This window comes from Chondromyces apiculatus DSM 436 (genome assembly GCF_000601485.1).
Taxonomy (GTDB): domain Bacteria; phylum Myxococcota_A; class Polyangia; order Polyangiales; family Polyangiaceae; genus Chondromyces; species Chondromyces apiculatus.
The window spans coordinates 16,846-32,823 of sequence record NZ_ASRX01000035.1 but is presented as its reverse complement, the minus strand read 5'-3'; the positions used below and the strand labels follow the sequence as shown (position 1 = coordinate 32,823).

Annotated in this window: 14 protein-coding genes; 10 read left to right on the top strand and 4 right to left on the bottom strand. The window is 69.6% G+C overall.

Going from position 1 to position 15,978, the window contains the following annotated elements; genetic code table 11:
* Positions 1 to 40 precede the first annotated feature (40 nt).
* From CAP_RS22215 to CAP_RS22205, 3 genes are read left to right on the top strand one after another with little or no spacing between them, the layout of a single operon-like run.
* On the top strand, positions 41 to 2,230 hold the full coding sequence (locus CAP_RS22215; protein ID WP_044244362.1) for a DUF3570 domain-containing protein: 2,190 nt from the start codon (positions 41 to 43) through the stop codon (positions 2,228 to 2,230).
* Positions 2,231 to 2,235: 5 nt separating this feature from the next.
* Positions 2,236 to 2,868, top strand: coding sequence for a hypothetical protein (locus CAP_RS22210; protein WP_156041038.1), 633 nt, complete (start codon positions 2,236 to 2,238; stop codon positions 2,866 to 2,868).
* A 44-nt stretch (positions 2,869 to 2,912) separates the two neighbouring features.
* Positions 2,913 to 3,479, top strand: coding sequence for a hypothetical protein (locus tag CAP_RS22205; protein ID WP_044244358.1), 567 nt, complete (start codon positions 2,913 to 2,915; stop codon positions 3,477 to 3,479).
* Positions 3,480 to 3,532: 53 nt separating this feature from the next.
* Here CAP_RS22205 and fabZ read toward each other — a convergent pair whose 3' ends face one another.
* The 4 genes from fabZ to CAP_RS22185 form a co-directional block, all read right to left on the bottom strand.
* The gene (fabZ, locus tag CAP_RS22200) at positions 3,533 to 4,000 is read right to left on the bottom strand and encodes a 3-hydroxyacyl-ACP dehydratase FabZ (RefSeq protein ID WP_081865147.1); all 468 of its coding nucleotides are present in this window, start codon (positions 3,998 to 4,000) and stop codon (positions 3,533 to 3,535) included.
* 41 nt (positions 4,001 to 4,041) lie between these two features.
* On the bottom strand, positions 4,042 to 4,671 hold the full coding sequence (locus CAP_RS22195; protein ID WP_052375651.1) for an OmpH/Skp family outer membrane protein: 630 nt from the start codon (positions 4,669 to 4,671) through the stop codon (positions 4,042 to 4,044).
* A gap of 44 nt (positions 4,672 to 4,715) precedes the next feature.
* Positions 4,716 to 5,597, bottom strand: coding sequence for a hypothetical protein (locus tag CAP_RS50780; protein WP_231511618.1), 882 nt, complete (start codon positions 5,595 to 5,597; stop codon positions 4,716 to 4,718).
* 369 nt (positions 5,598 to 5,966) lie between these two features.
* Positions 5,967 to 7,703 (bottom strand): aminotransferase class I/II-fold pyridoxal phosphate-dependent enzyme, encoded by a 1,737-nt coding sequence (locus CAP_RS22185; RefSeq protein WP_231511617.1) that lies wholly within the window; start codon positions 7,701 to 7,703, stop codon positions 5,967 to 5,969.
* A gap of 323 nt (positions 7,704 to 8,026) precedes the next feature.
* On the opposite strand from CAP_RS22185, the gene CAP_RS22180 reads away from it, so the two are divergent.
* From CAP_RS22180 to CAP_RS22150, 7 genes are all read left to right on the top strand, one after another.
* Positions 8,027 to 9,388 carry a sigma-54-dependent transcriptional regulator gene (locus CAP_RS22180; protein ID WP_044244356.1) on the top strand — a complete coding sequence of 454 codons (1,362 nt, stop codon included), beginning with the start codon at positions 8,027 to 8,029 and terminating at the stop codon, positions 9,386 to 9,388.
* Entirely contained in the window at positions 9,378 to 9,884 is a 507-nt protein-coding gene (locus tag CAP_RS22175) for a GNAT family N-acetyltransferase (protein ID WP_044244355.1), read from the top strand. Before CAP_RS22180 ends, CAP_RS22175 begins: the two co-directional genes overlap by 11 nt.
* 148 nt (positions 9,885 to 10,032) lie before the next feature.
* Entirely contained in the window at positions 10,033 to 11,340 is a 1,308-nt protein-coding gene (locus CAP_RS22170; RefSeq protein WP_156041036.1) for a M29 family metallopeptidase, read from the top strand.
* Between the two features lie 70 nt (positions 11,341 to 11,410).
* The gene (locus tag CAP_RS22165) at positions 11,411 to 12,736 is read left to right on the top strand and encodes a PhoH family protein (RefSeq protein ID WP_044244352.1); all 1,326 of its coding nucleotides are present in this window, start codon (positions 11,411 to 11,413) and stop codon (positions 12,734 to 12,736) included.
* Positions 12,733 to 13,914, top strand: coding sequence for a tyrosine/phenylalanine carboxypeptidase domain-containing protein (locus CAP_RS52480; protein ID WP_044244350.1), 1,182 nt, complete (start codon positions 12,733 to 12,735; stop codon positions 13,912 to 13,914). Before CAP_RS22165 ends, CAP_RS52480 begins: the two co-directional genes overlap by 4 nt.
* A 361-nt stretch (positions 13,915 to 14,275) precedes the next feature.
* Positions 14,276 to 14,503: a hypothetical protein gene (locus CAP_RS22155; RefSeq protein ID WP_044244348.1), complete on the top strand. Its 228-nt coding sequence runs from the start codon at positions 14,276 to 14,278 to the stop codon at positions 14,501 to 14,503.
* Positions 14,504 to 14,740: 237 nt separating this feature from the next.
* Entirely contained in the window at positions 14,741 to 15,976 is a 1,236-nt protein-coding gene (locus tag CAP_RS22150) for a PAS domain-containing sensor histidine kinase (RefSeq protein WP_052375650.1), read from the top strand.
* The last annotated feature ends 2 nt before the right edge of the window (positions 15,977 to 15,978 follow it).

Below are 15,978 nucleotides of genomic sequence, written 5' to 3'. Positions count from 1 at the left end.
TGGTCATCTGCGGGTGCGATGAGGATATAGTGAGCGCCGCGTGAGCTCCCGATTCTTCCCCTGGCTTTGCTCCTTCCTTGCACTCCTCGTCGTGTCGTTTGCGTACCCGAGCGGCGCGCTCGCTGCGTCCAACGACGAGGACGTCGAGCTTCTCGTCCAGAGCGTCCTCGAAGGCGAGTACAAGAACGGCAAGCACATCGAGGCGCTCGAGCAGCTCGAGCTCGCGCGCTCCGCGTGCGAGGGGAAGGGCTGTAGCCCGAAGACCCGGGCCAAGCTCTACGTCGCCATCGGGACGGTGCTGGCTGGCGGAATGCAGCAGGTGGCAGAGGCCAAGGAGGCCTTCGTCAACGCGCTCCGTGAGGACCCGACGGCCTCCCTGTACAGCGACTTCATCACGCCGGAGGTCCAGCGCGCCTACAACGAAGCGCGCGGCGTCGCCACGGGCAGCGGCGGTACCCTCGAGCAGGCCGCGAAGGGCGAGCGCAAGCCCAAGAAAGAGTACACGGGCGGCGGGCGCCCCCCGCGCGGCTGGAAGTCGGCCGAGGCGCACTTCTACTACCGCGAGGCGGTCGCCTCGGAGAAGGCGCAGGACTGGCAGGACTGCGCGGACTACGCGCAGGCCTCCCTCGCCGCGGAGAACCGCATCGGCACCCGCTACCTCGCGGCGGGGTGCGCGGAGCGGGCGGGGCTGTGGATCGAGGCGCTCGCGGACTACCAGGTGGTCGCGGAGACCGGCGGCAAGGCAGGGCTCCACGACACTGCGGAGAGGGCGCAGGGGAGGACGCAGGAACTGCGCGAGAAGATCCCCAAGATCATCCTCCGCAAGCCCGCGAACGCGACCGACCTCGTGGTGAAGATGAACGGCGATCCCGTCCCCGACAAGCGGCTCGGGGGCGAGATCTGGGTCAACCCGGGCCAGCGGCTCGTGGAGGCCACTGGCAAGGTCAACGGGGCAACGCTGCTCTTCGAGCAGGTGGTCGACGTCGCCGAGTTCGAGACGGTGACCATCGACATCAAGCTCGTCCCCAAGGGCGAGCGCCCCGACCCCGCCATCATGAAGTGCATGTCCAAGGCGCAGACCCGCGAGGAGCTCGCCCAGTGCATCGCCGGCGGAGGCGAGGGCTCCGGCCTGAACTACCGCGCCGGCCTCGAGGTGAGCGGTTACCACGACTCGGATCACGTGGACGTCTCCACGCCCGCGGTGACGTTCAGCGTGGAGAGCCCCACCGGCGGCTGGGGCGTGAACGGGTCCTTCCTCGTCGACGTGGTCACCACCGCGTCGAGCGACATTATCGCGACCGCGTCGCCCCGGTGGACCGAGACCCGCTACGGCCCGGCCATCGGCGGCCACAAGAAGATCGACTCCTGGGACATCTCCGGCGGCGGCAACATGTCCGTCGAGCCGGACTACACCTCCATCGGCGTGGGCGTCGGCGCCTCGGTGGAGCTCGCCCAGAAGATGATCACCCCGAGCCTCAGCTACGGCTTCAGCTACGACCTCTCGGGCCGCTCGGGCACGCCCTTCTCGGTGTTCAGCTACAAGATCCACCGCCACTCCCTCGACGGCGGCGTCGGCTTCGTGCTCGACAAGGCGACCTTCCTCGCGGTGGGCGCCACGGTGGTGCTGGAGTTCGGCGACCTCTCCAAGCCCTACCGCGCCATCCCGCTGTTCAGCCCGGAGGTCGCGGAGAACGTCCCGCCGGGCCTGTCGGTCGCGGCGACGCAGCGGGTGCGGTTGCCCGAGCGCGCCATGGAGCAGGTCCCCGAGGCGGGTCGACAGCGGTACGCGATCGCCGGCCGCCTCGCCCACCGCTTCGCGTCGAGCACCATCCGCGCCGAGGAGCGGCTCTACACCGATAGCTGGGGCGTCATCGGCTCGACCACCGACGTGCGTTACCTCGTCGACCTCAACGAGAGCATCCGCATCTGGCCGCATGGCAGGTTCCACGCGCAGAAGGGCGTCAGCTTCTGGCAGCTCGCGTACGCGGCCGAGCGAAACACCGAGACGGACGTCCTCCAGGTGCCCGCGTACCGCACGGGGGATCGCGAACTCGGGCCCTACCTGCAAGCGACCGTGGGCGGCGGTGTGCGGTTCGGCTTCGGATCCAGCGACAACATGGGTCTCACCATCAACGCCGACTTCATTTACAGTCGCTACCTGAACACCCTCTATCTCCCTCAGAAGTTCGGTTATTTCGGCGCGACGGCGTTCGAAGTGGAGTTCGAATGAAGGCGATGGCGCGACGCTGTTGCATCCTCCTCACCGCCCTCACCAGCGCCGCCCTCGCTGCGTGCGGCAACCCCTCCATCGACGAGCGGGTCGAAGAGCTCGGGGACGAGGTCGAGGGAGTCCCTCTGGCGTTCCACCGCGCCGGTCAACCCTGCGTGATGTGTCACAGCATCTATGGCGGTGCCGAACCTCGGATGAGCGTCGCGGGGACCATCTACTCCGTGAAGGGCATGGTCGCGAACCCCGATGGGACGGGGACGGCAGTGCCCTCGCCTCCCGTCGATCAGGTCACCGTGCTGATGTTCGATTCATTCGGCGACAAGAGGGAGGTGAAGACCGACTGCGTGGGCAACTTTCATCTCACCCCGGAAGAGTGGGACCCGTTCTTCCCGCTCTATGCCGAGATCAAGTTCCCCCTCCCTCAAGAGGCGCCTGCTCCCGGGGCCCCTGCTCCCGCGGGGGAGCCAGTGATCCGGCGCGCCGCCATGGGGACCTGGATCCAGCGAGAGGGATCCTGCAACGCTTGCCACGCCGGAGAGCCGAACCAGGGATCGGCGGGCAAGGTCTACTGCATGGAGACGATGCCGAATCCCCCGTTCCCCTTTCCGACCAGCGACACTTGCGAGGGAGTTCCTTGAACTCACGACACCTATCGAGATGCCTGCTCCCCGTTGCCGGAGCCTTGCTCGCCTCCTCTCTCCTCGCATGCGAGGTGGATCTGGACACCGTGTCCGTGGATTGCCCGCCAGCCGATCCGGTGAATTTCAGGCGCGTCTCCGAGATGCTGGAGTTCCGCTGCGGCACACTGGACTGCCACGGGAACACCTTCCGACCCCTCCGGATCTACGGCAGGAACGGGCTACGCAGGCCTGAGAACCTGACCATCGATGGGAGCCTCCCGGAAGACTCGGGCCTGGATGCGGCCACGCAATACCCGAACTACCACACGGGCGGCAGCGTCGAGACGACGACAACGGAGATGATGGAGAATGCTCGCTCTCTCTGCGGCCTCGAACCGGAGAGGATCGCGGAGTTCCGCGAGCGGGTCGTCAAGGAGCCCGACAATGCTGCGAATCTCGCTGGCGAACTCCTCACCATCGTCCGCAAGCCGCGTCTCCAGGAGCGTCACAAGGGGGGGCTCATCTGGACCATCAACGACAGCTCCGACAAGTGCCTCATCTCGTGGCTCATACCCGTCGAGGAAGGCGCCACGGTGCCTCAAGGGGAGTGCAAGTCGGGCAACTTCTGAAGCGCTGACCGAGTCGCCCCCGAGCGTGGGCGGCCCGGTACCGGCGGCCGCGTTCAGGGCTGCCGGTCGACCACCGAGGCGAGCAGCTCGCCTTCCGCGCACAGCGTGCCGTCGACCCGCGCTTCCCCGCGCAGCTTCCACACGTTCGAGCGGTGGTGCAGCACCTCGGCGAACAGGTCGAGCCGATCCCCCGGCGTGACCGTGTGCCTGAACCTCGCCTTGTCGATCGCGAGCACGAACATCAGGTTCGACGTCGCATCGAACGGATCGGACGCGTACGCAAGGATCCCCCCGATCTGCGCCATCGCCTCCAGGATGAGCACCCCGGGCATGATCGGCCGCTGCGGGAAGTGCCCCGGGAACCAGGGCTCGTTGTAGGACACGCACTTGTGCCCCCGGATGGTCTTGCCGGGCAGTAGCTCCGTCACCCGGTCCACCATCACGAAGGGGAACCGATGGGGGAGGATCGACAGCACCTGATGGATGTCGAGGCTCACCGGGTCCTGGCTGCGTTCGGTCACGCCCGTGCTCCTTTCCGTGAATGCCGTAGAGAGAGGGCCGCTCAGGGCTTCGGCTCGGGTTTGTCGCCCTTGGCGTCGCCACCCTTGGCATCGCCACCCTTGGCGTCACCGCCCTCGGCGTCCGCCTCACCGCCCGAGTTGTAGAGCTGGACGACCTGCTCGGTGAGATCCAGATCCGGCCGCGCGTAGGGGGCAGCTTGCTTGTCGATGATCAGCTCGAAGCCCTGCTTCTTCGCCACCCGGTTGATGATCATCATCATCTTCTTGATGATCGGGGCCGTCAGCTCGCCCTGCCGCTTCTGCAGCTCTTTGTTGTAGTCGACGAAGACCGTCTGCAGCTCGACCATCTGCCGCTGCCAGTCCTCCATGCGCTTCTGCAGGGCCTCGCGGGAGAGCACCCGCGCCTGCCGCTCGATGTCTTCCCGGGCCCGCTGCAGGTCGTTCTGCTTGGCGTCGAGGTCCTGCTGCCGCTTGTCGAACACCTTCTTCAAGGTGGCCTGCGCGCGGATCCCGTCTTCCGTCTGCATCACCGAGTGCTGGAGATCCACGACGCCGATGCGGTTCTGCGCCGCTGCTTCGCCCGCCGAGGCGAGGACGAACAGGGCGGGCAGGAGAGGGGAGAGGAGGGCGGCGAGGCGGGCGCGGGGCCGGACGGAGAGGCTGCGGATCACCCCAGGCGATTACCCAGGGGACAGAGGAGCGTCAAGTTGCCGCATCACAGGCAATGATTGTTGATGCAGTCCTGTCCGGAGGGGCAGGGCTCCTGGCTCGTGCACTCCGGATTGACCTCTTCCTCGGTCTTGCAGATGCCCTGGTCGCACGCGAAGAAGCGGGAATCGATCTGCTTGCAGGCCAGGGTATCGGAGCACGGGTAGTGGCAGTAGCCATCGGCCATGCACACCTGGCCGAGCCCACCGCACTCGGAGCCGACCGTATTGCAGCCGGGCACCGGGTCGGGGTCGAGGATGCAGGCGCCCGTCGCGCCATTGCAGACCTCACCATCCGGGCAGTCGGTATTGGTGACGCAGGACGTCACGCACTGCCCTTCGACGCAGATCTGGCCCGCATCTGGGCAGGGGCTCTGCTCCCCGCAGGCGGGGTTCTCCGGATCCGGCACGCAGATGCCGTTCTCGCACGTCGCGCCCGCATTGCAGTCGTCCGGAGACCCGCACCCCTCCACGCACTGCCCGTTCGCGCACACCTCGCCCTGGCTGCACTCGTAGCTGTAGTCGCACCCGCCCACGCAGATGCCATCCGAGCAGAGCAGGTCCCCGGGGCAGGACCCCGTGTCGTCGCAGGGGCAGACGACGGTCGCCGGGTCGCAGGTCGCGGGCCCGCCACCTTCCCCGGAGCCACCGGAGCCGCCCGAGCCGCCCACCCCACCACCGGAGCCGCCCGCCCCCGTGTTGCCTGGCTCGATGGGCTGACACCCGTAGGCATCGCAGTAGACGCAGTTGTCTCCGTTGCTGTCGCAGGTGATGGCCGGCTCATCACAGCCGCTGCACCCCCCTGCGGAGATCGCGGCGAGCGCCGACAGCGCCAGCGTGGTCAGGAGCGAGAGCGCCGGGAAGCTAGGACGAGGCGAACGCTGACGCATGAAGATCCTCCAGCAACGAGCCGCACCGCGGCTCCCAGGACGGGTACCACGCGGGCGCACTACACGCATCGTGCCAGCAACGGCAGAGCCTGTCGAACGCCCAGCATCCCCGCTCCGGTGGGGCTGTGAACGGCGGTTCACCGCGAGGGCTCTCGGTGGGTTCACGTCCACACCCGGAGTGAGCGTGGCGGACGGACCTTCTGGAAGGGTGGGCACGAATCCCCTGGTGGGGACTCCAAGGAAACCCACGGCGAGACGTTTTGCCCAGGGGCACTGCGTTGCGGCTGGCGCGAGCGGTTCGAGGGGAGTGGGGCCCCGTCGGGATTCACTCCCGACGGGGCGAGGGGACGCGAGTCCCCTCGTGGAGACTTAAATGACGCCGAACTTCTTGCCGACCTTCTCGAAGGCGGAGAGGGCCTGGTCGAGGTGGTGGCGCTCGTGGGTCGCCATGTAGCTCGTCCGCAGCACCTGCTGTTTGGGGGGAACCCCGGGCGTGATGAACGGGTTCACGTAGATGGAGTGCTCATCGAGCAGCGACTTCCACATCATCACCGTCTTCAGGTCGTCGCGGATGTAGATGGGGATCACGGCCGTCTCGGTCTTGCCCAGCTCGAACCCCAGCCGGCGCAGCTCGTTGCGCATGTAGGTGAAGTTCTCCCGCAGCTTCTCCTGCCGCCAGGGCTCCTCCTGCATCACCTCCAGCGCGGCCATGGCTGCTGCCACGCAGGGCGGCGCCGCGCTCGCCGCGAACAGGAAGCTCGACGCGAAGTGCTGGATGTAGTCGAGCACCTTCCGCTCGCCCACCAGCCAGCCCCCGATCGAGGCCAGCGACTTCGAGAACGTCCCGCCCATCAGGTCCACCTGATCGCTGATCCCGAAGTGCGCCGCCGTCCCCCGGCCCCCGGGCCCGATCACCCCGAGCGCGTGCGCGTCGTCCACGAGGATGCGCGCCTTGTGCTTCTTCACCACCTCCACGATCCCGGGCAGGTTCGCGATCTCCCCCTGGGCGCTGAACACCCCGTCGGTGATCACCAGCGCCCCCTCGGTCTCCGGCAGCTCGCTCAGCGCCGCGTCGAGCGACGCCGGATCGTTGTGCTTGTAGCGCACCATCCGCGCCCCGGTGGCCAGCGAGAGCCGCACCCCGTCGTAGATCGAGGCGTGGTCGTCCTTGTCGATCACCGCCACGCACCGCTTGTTGCTGAGCAGCGCGGAGATCGTGGCGATGTTCACCTGGTAGCCCGTGGTGAACACCAGGCCTGCCTCCTTGCCGTGGTACGCGGCGAGCTTCTCCTCCAGCTCGTTGTGCAGCCGCATCGACCCGTTCACCAGACGCGAGCCCGTCATGCTCGTCCCGTACTTGTCGATCGCCTGCCGCGCCGCCTCGCGCACCTTCGGGTGGGTGGTCAGCCCCAGGTAGTTGTTGGACCCGAACATCGTCACCCGGCGCCCTTCGAGCTGCGCCTCGGGCCCCTGGTTGAAGTCGAGGGGCCGGAAGAACGGGTACACGCCCATGGCCCGCGCGTTGTCGGCGGTCATGAACTTGAAGCACTTCTCGAACACGTCCCGCCCGCCCAGCCGGGACAGCGACGTCCGCGAGGCCATCTGCGTCGCGAGCTTGGCCTCGGCGCTCCCCGCGTCGGGCTTGTACCCCGAGGTCGCCGCGCGCCCGTCCCCGCCAGCGCTCTCCGCCTCGTCCCCCTCGACGCTCTGCTTCGCGGCGCTGTTCGTCGAGCCGTGGGCGGCGCCGTTCGTCGCGCCCGCCGCCCTCCCATGCGCGCCCGAGGTGCTTCCCTCACCGCCCGCGTGCGCCGCGTGCGCCCCGTTCGTCCCTGCCGACCCGCCAGCAGGCCGCTGGGGTCTTTCCCTCGGCGCGCCCGCGTCGTGCACGGGCATCGAGTCGTCGAGCGCCGGATCGATGGTGGGCAGCTCGTAGCCGTTCCAGAGGATGTCGAGCGCCTCCGACGCCCGCACGCCAGCGGCTTGCAACCGCCCCCGCGCGTCCATGAGGCCCGTGGCCAGCTTCATCACCCGGTCATTGCTCACGAGGCGCACGAAGGGTCCGGAGGACGCGAGCTTCTTCGCCTGATCGACGAGACGATCTTTCATCATCATCACTGCTCCGACGCGGGCCATCGTCGACCTGCCGACGCGCGTCAACCGCCGTGCATGGCGCCCATCGCTGCGCACCACACTGCGTCGACACCTACGCAGACCGCACCATGCGCGCTCTTCGCGCTCTCTCTTCGCACGATCTCCTCGCGCATCCTCTCCGCGCGCCCTCGTCTCGCCCCGACCCGCCCCGGCCCGACCCACCGATCACGACCGGATCCCCGACGCGTCGATCCCGGCAAACCCTGCATGGCTGTGGCGCGTCGTTCGCAACTCGTTGCATGGCCAGCGCGCACGGTGTAGAAAAGTTTTCAGAGTCCATGCGCCGTGTCCTGGTCGTCGACGATGAAGAAAACCTCCGCGTGGTGGCGCGCAGCTTCCTCAAGCGCGAGGGCTACGAGGTCGAGGTCGCGCAGAGCGGCGAGGAGGCGCTGAAGCTCGTCGAGACGTTCGGCCCGGACGTCATCCTCACCGACGTCCGCATGCCTCGCATGGGCGGGCTCGATCTCCTGGCCACCCTCAAGGCCAAGAGCAACGAGGCGACGGTCATCGTGATGAGCGCCTTCGGCAACCTCGACCTCGCGATCGAGGCCATGAAATCCGGCGCCTACGACTACATCCAGAAGCCCTTCAAGGCCGAGGAGGTCATCCTCGCCCTGCGCAAGGCCGAGGAGCGCGAGGCCCTCCGCCGCGAGAACCGCGCCCTCAAGCAGGAGATCCTCCGCGAGAGCACCTTCGAGGACATCCTCGCCAGGAGCCCGCAGATGCAGGGCATCTTCAAGACCATCGCCAAGATCGCCGACTTCAAGACCACCGTCCTCATCACCGGCGAGAGCGGCGTCGGCAAGGAACTCGTGGCGCGCGCCGTCCACCGCCGCTCCGGGCGGCGCGGCGGCCCCTTCATCGGCGTCAACTGCGGCGCCATCCCCGAGAACCTCCTGGAGAGCGAGCTGTTCGGCTACAAGCGGGGCGCCTTCACCGACGCCACCAGCGACCGCGTCGGCCTCTTCGAGCAGGCGAACCACGGCACCCTCCTCCTCGACGAGATCGGCGAGCTGCCGCTACCCCTGCAGGTGAAGCTCCTTCGCGTGCTGCAGGAGGAGACCGTACGCCGCCTCGGCGACTCCCGCGACATCAAGGTCGACGTGCGGATCATCGCCGCGACCCACCGCGATCTCTCCGCCGAGACCCAGGCCGGCCGCTTCCGCGAGGACCTCTTCTACCGCATCAACGTCCTGCCCCTGCACATCCCGCCGCTCCGCGAGCGCCGCGAGGATATCCCCATCCTCCTCGACCACTTCGTCAACCGCAACAACGCCCGCTTCGGCATGAACCTCCGCGGCTTCGAGCCCGAGGCCAGGCGCCTCCTCGCCGAGTACCGCTGGCCCGGCAACGTGCGCGAGCTGGAGAACACCCTGGAGCGCGCCATGGTCCTCTGCGAGAGCGACCGCATCGCCGAGGGCGATCTCCCCGACCGCATCCGCGAGGCCCACGACCCGGTCCAGATGCACCTCGCGAGCGGCGAGCTGTCCATCAAGAAGACCTCGCGCATCATCGAGGAGATCCTCATCCGCCGGGCCCTCCAGAAGACCAAGGGCAACCGCACCAAGGCCGCCGAGGTCCTGGAGATCAGCCACCGCGCCCTCCTCTACAAGATCAAGGACTACCGGATTGATCTTTAGCCTCGCCACGCGCGACGCCGTCGACGCCGATGGCGATCAGCTCATCCAGCTCATCGGCGACGTCTTCGCCGAGTACCCCGGCTGCGTGATGGATGTCGACGGTGAGATGCCCGAACTGCGGGCCATCGCCTCGAGCTTCCTCCGCAAGAACGGCCGCTTCTGGGTGGTCGAGGACGGCGATCGCGTGGTCGCCTGCGTCGGCTGCAGACCCGCCGGGGACCCCGCGGGCGTCGAACTTTGCAAGCTCTACGTGAGCGCGGCGGCGCGCCGGCGCGGGCTCGGCGGGGCGCTCTGCGCGCGCGTGGAAGACGAGGCCCGTGTGCGGGGAGCCACCTTCGTCGAGCTGTGGAGCGACACCCGCTTCACCGACGCGCACCGCCTCTACGAGCGGCGCGGCTACGCCCGCGGTGAGACCACGCGCGCGCTCCACGACCGGAGCAACACCGTCGAGTTTTTCTTCCGCCTCCCGCTCGTCCCCGGCAACCCCACCGCCTGACCACCGCGTCGCACCGGTCCCGCGCTGCGCGGCTCGGGGTGCGCAGACGCGTTCGCAGTTTGCGACCATCATCGTCGTGTCATGACGCACGAACAGGCGTGGGTGGTTGCCCCGACGGCCCGGATTTACGATAGCTTCGTGGCCCACGATGGGCTTCACGAAGCGGCCGGGGGAGGGGCGGTGGACCGAGGAGCGCACGCCCCCGCTCGGGACGCCGACGCCGCTGCCTTCGCGCTCTGGTCAGCCGCAGCGGCCCACGCCACCGTCCGGGTCGCGCCCGAACCCCCTCAGCGTCCCGCCGCCGCCGAGCGGGCCGCCCTCCAGCGTGCCGGTGAAGTCCTCGCCGCCCGTCTCCGGCCGCTCCAAGACCATCCCCCCGAGCACCCCGCGGACGCCTCCCCCGGGCGCCTTCCCCTCGTCCTACCCGCCCCCCGCCCCCGCGCCCGCCACTCCCAGGCTCGACTTCGGGCTGATGACCCCTGCGACGCGGGTCATGGACGAGCTGCTCGCGGTGGGCCCCACCGATCAGGTGGTGATCGTCAGCGACGACGCCAACGCCGACGTCGCTGACGCCTTCGAGCACGCCGCCGCCGAGCGCGGCGTCCTCGTCGAGCGCGTCCCCTGGGCCAAGCTCTCCCCGCGCCCGCTCCCGGCCTGCCCCCCGCCCGTGCTGCGCGCCATCCAGCACGCCACCGCGACGGTGATGGCCATCTCCTGGGAGGAGGGCGAGTACGACGCGCGCTACGCCCTCGTCAACGCGGTCATCGCCGCCCGCACCCGCCACGTGCACATGATCGGCACCGGCCGGCGCGCCTTCATCGGCAGCATGATGGCCAGCACCGGCCGCGTCTTCGAGCTGCTCCAGTCCGTGCGCGCCGCCATGCGCCCGAGTTCCCGCATCGCCGTGCGCAGCCCCGCCGGCACCCACCTCGACGTGGAGATGGCCCCCCACCTCCGCTGGTTCGCCAACGGCCACGCCGTGGTCCCTGGCCAGTGGATCAACGTCCCCTTCGGCGCCCTGCTCAGCTCCCCGGCCGTCGTGAGCGGCGTCTACGTGGTCGACGCCTCGATCGGCGGCGGCATCGGCGCACGCGCGGGCCTCCTCGACACCCGGCCCATCCGCCTCACCATCGAGGGCAGCCGCGTGCGCCGCGTCGACTGCGGCGACATCACCCTGCGCCGCTACGTCGAGACCTTCATGGCCGAGGGCAAGGACCGCGATCGCGTCGGTCTCCTGAGCCTCGGTGCGAACCTCGGCATCCGCGAGGCGCTCGGCGAGATCGTGCACGACGAGAACATGCCGGGCCTGCACCTCTCCCTCGGAGACACCGTGCCCACCCGCACCGGCGCGACCTGGACCGCCTACGGGCAGCTCGCGTTCGCCAGCGCCGGCGCCGACGTCGACCTCGACGGAGAGCCGCTCATCCGCCGCGCCAGGTACGTCCGCTTCGTGTGATGGCGCGCTCCTCCACCCACCGCTCCGTTGAGCGCCACCGCCCCGCTGAGCCCCACCGCCCCGCTGAGCCATGAAGAAGAACTACGTCCTCGACGCGAACGTCCTGCTCCACGACCCGCACGCCATCTTCAAGTTCGAGGACAACGACGTCATCATCCCGATCTTCGCCATCGAGGAGATCGACAAGTTCAAGCACGAGGGCTCCGAGCGCGGCCGGAACGCGCGCACCATCGCCCGCCTCCTCGACAGCGTCCGGCGGAGCGGCGACTCCCTCGCCGGCGGCGTCCCCTTCGAGAGCGGAGGCTCGCTCCGCATCGCCATCCCCGAGCGGCGCCCCGCCCTCCTCGTCGGCCTCGACACGAGTTCGCAGGACCACGCCATCCTCCAGACGGCCATCGACATCCGCGACCGTGACAAGGAGAAGCCCACGATCTTCGTCACCATGGACACCAACCTGCGCATCCGCGCCGACGCGCTGGGCGTGGTGGCCGAGACCTACGAGAACCAGCGCGTCGAGGACCCCGAGACCACCCACACCGTGGTGGAGATCGAGGTCCCGGGCCCCGAAGTCGACGCCTTCTTCCAGCACGGTTACCTGAGCGGCCCCACCCTCGTCGAGCTGCTCCCGAACGCCGCGGTCCTCCTCCGCGACGCCAGCGCCGCGAGCCACACCGCCCTCGGCCGCTACGACGCCGCCCGCGGCCACGTGACCGCGCTGCGCGTCCCCCGCGAGGGCGTGATGGGCGTGCGCCCCCGCAACAAGGAGCAGGCCTTCGCCCTCGATCTCCTGCTCGACGACTCCGTGCGCCTCGTGACCCTGATGGGCAAGGCCGGCACCGGCAAGACCCTCCTCGCCATCGCCGCGGGCCTCAAGCGCACCACCGAGGACGGCGTCTACACGAAGCTCCTCGTGAGCCGCCCCATCATGCCCCTCGGCCGCGACATCGGCTTCCTCCCCGGCGACGTCGAGGAGAAGCTCAACCCCTGGATGCAGCCCGTCTTCGACAACCTGGAGTTTCTGCTCTCCCACGGCGACGGCAAGCCCGGGCGCGAGCAGTCGACCACCATGGTCGAGCTGCTGGAGAGCGGCGTCATCCAGGTCGAGCCGCTCACCTACATCCGCGGCCGCAGCCTGCCCCACCAGTACCTGATCATCGACGAGGCGCAGAACCTCACCCCGCACGAGGTGAAGACCATCGTCACCCGCTGCGGCGAGGGCACGAAGATCATCCTCACCGGCGATCCCCACCAGATCGACAACCCCTACGTCGACCATGCCACCAACGGCCTGAGCGTCGCCGCCGAGCGCTTCAAGCGCGAGCGCATCGCCGGTCACGTGGTCCTCTCGAAGGGCGAGCGCAGCGAGCTGGCCGAGCTCGCCGCCAACCTCCTTTGAGTCGGACGGCGCCCCTGCCGGACTGGCTCCCCGTCGCCGATCGCGCCCTCGCCGAAGCCGCCCTCCGCGTCCGCGTCGTGGGCGCCACGACGCCCGTGAACCTCGGCGACGAGCTCGCGCGCCTCACCGACCTCTGGACGCGCTCCGGCCCGACCATGCCCCACTTCGTGTACGCGCCGCCGCCCTCCCTCGGCAACCTGCGCGCGGTCCTTGCCCGCGTGGTCACCTTGCTCGACGGCGAGGCCGCGCTCGGCAAGCTCTACGCCGCGCGTGCCCTGGAGCTCGACGCCGAGGCCACTGTCTGCGAGGCCGCAGGCTCCCCGGAGTGCTGGGCCTCCGCGCGGCGCCGCTACGCTCCCCGCGACACCTTCGACGACGCCGCCGACGACCTCGCCGCCGGCTGGATCGCCGAAGCCGCGCCACCCGGCGACACGCCTCAGGACAGCCATCCGGGCCCCCATCGCGCGGTCAGCCCCGCTCACCCTGACCCCCCTGACCACCCTGGTCTCGCCGCGAGCCCCGCTGCTCCCGCGCGCTCCACTGACGGGTCTACCTGGAGCGACGACGAAGGAGACCCACGCTCCCTCGTCTCGCGCATGCGCCAGGAGGTCGGCATCCGGCGCTTGCCGGTCCGGGTCATGGTCCTGTCCATCGCTCCCCTCGCGGCCACGGGCGACGGCGTGATCCAGGTGGCTGCCCGGAGGCGCCTCCTTTGCGACGACGTGGAGCGCACGGTGCTCCACGAGATCGAAGGCCATGCCGTGCCCTGGGTCCGGTCCCGGGAGAGGCCCCTCGGCATCTTCACCTTCGGGACACGCTGGGGCTCCGACGACCAGGAAGGCCGCGCCCTCCGGATCGAGCAGGACGCAGGCTTCCTGCGCGGCGCGCGCCGCCGCGAGCTCGCGCTCCGCCACCTCGCTGCCCGCAGCGTCGCGTGCAGCGCCGACTTCGTGGAGACGGCGCGGCTCCTCCTCGCCACCGGCAAGGCCCACCTGCAGGACGCGCTGCGCATCACCGCCCGGGTGCACCGCGGCGGAGGCCTCGGCCGGGAGGTGGTCTACCTGCCCGCCCTGCTCCGCGTGGAGCACGCGCTCACCGCGCAGCCTGACCTCGACGTCCTCCTCGGCGCTGGCCGCGTCGCCGTCGACGCTGCGCCCGTCCTCGCACCGTGGGTGTGATCCTGCTTCCTGCAGCTCTTTGAGTCTCCACGAGGGGACTCGCGTCCCCTCGCCCCGCCGGGAGTGAATCCCGACGGGGCCCCACTCCCCTCGAACCGCTCTCGCCAGCCGCGATGCAGTGCCTCTTGGCAAAGCGTCGCGCCCTGGGTTTCCCTGGAGCCCTGTCGTCCCGGACCTACCTGCAGCGTCGCGATGCTCCGCCGGAGTGGCCGTGACGCACCGCGTGTCTCCAGCGTGCAGGGGAGAGCCAGGAAGCGCGTCCGGGGCGCGCAGCGCCGGTGAGCCAGCCTTCGGTCGTGGCATCGGTGCTCAGCCTGCGCGCGGCACGAAACCCGCCTTAGGAGCCGGAGGAGAGGGACCTATGCCGCGACATATCTCGAAGCGCACCACCACCACCACCACCCGGAGGACGGGCCACCTCGTTGCGGCGCCAGAACATCCCGCGGTGTTTGATCAGGAACTTCACGTCCTCGATCTCGGCCGCGGGGTGATGCTGGACGTATTCATCAACATCGAGGGCCGGCTCACCACCTTCCTGAGCATCGACGGCCGGCTCCTCATGGAGCTCCAGGTGCTCGGTCACGCCTGATCCGGACGACGCGCCACCCGGTCGTCGGCGCTGCCCGCACCCACCGCTGCGCCTCCCCACCGCTGCGCCTCCCCACCGCCCCACTACCCCACACCCCACATCCCTGCCGCCTCAGATCGTGGGCCCGCCCGGAGAGGCATCCGTGATATATGAACGGTTATGGGGGGAACGGTTCGCGCGAGGCGTGGCAGGAGCCGTCTGTTCCGAAGGATCACGGCTCCCCGATCAGGCGTCGACGTGCGGTCTCGGGGACCGCGGCACCTGCTCGCACTGGAGCGCGTAGCGCGCGCGGAGTCCGACGCGCGGCGCCGCGCGCTCCACGATCTCCTCATGCAGATCCCGGCGGCGCTGAGCATCCAGCGCGGCCCCGAGCACGTCTACGAGCTCTGCAACCCCCTTTTCCAGAAGCTCGTCGGCGACGATCTGGTCGGCAAGACCTTCCGTGAAGCCGCGCCCACCGTGATCACCCCGGGCCTCGCGGAGGTGCTCGATCGCGTCTACGTGACCGGCAAGCCCTTCATCGGACGCGCCGTGCCGCTCCTCCATCAGCGTGACGCCGAGGACACCGCCGAGGAGCATTTCCTCGACGGTGTCATCCAGCCCATCCGCGACAGGGCCGGCACCGTGCAGGGGGTGATGACCTTCGCCTTCGACGTCTCCGAAGAGGTCCGCGCCCGCCGCCACGCCGAGCACCTCGCCGCCGAGAACGCGCGCCTCCTCGAGATCGCCGAGCAGGAGTGCGTCCGCGCCGAGGAGGCGAACCGCTCGAAGGACGTCTTCCTCGCCACCATCTCCCACGAGCTGCGCACCCCGCTCACCGCCATCGTCGGCTGGACCAGGCTGCTCCGCGACGGGATGATCCCCGCCGACAAGACGGCTCGCGCCCTGGAGATCGTCGACCGCAACGCCCAGGCCCTGGCGCGCCTCGTCGAGGATCTCGTCGACTCGAGCCGCATCGCCTCCGGCAAGCTCCGCATCGACCGCCGCCCCGCGCTGCTCGCCCCCATCGTCGAGGCGGCCATCGAAGCCGTGCGCCCGCTCGCCGATGCCAAGGGCGTCCGGCTCGAACAGTCGCTCGACCCCGCCGCCGAGGCCGACATCGACGCCGCGCGGCTCCTGCAGGTCGTCTGGAACCTGACCACCAACGCCGTCAAGTTCACCCCGAGCGGTGGCGTGGTGCGCCTCGTCCTCGCCGTCGTCGACGCCAGCCTGGAGATCGGCGTCGAAGACAACGGCCAGGGCATCACCCCCGACCTGCTCCCCCACGTGTTCGAGCCCTTCCGCCAGGGCCCCGAGGCCCCGACCCCCCGCGGCGGCCTCGGCCTCGGCCTCGCCATCGCCAGGCACCTCGTCGAGCTGCACGGAGGCCGGATCTCCGTGGAGAGCGCCGGTCAGGGCTGCGGCACCCGCTTCACGGTGCTCCTCCCCGCCCTCACCAGGTCCGTCGAGGTCCCCACCACCACGGCGGCTTGACG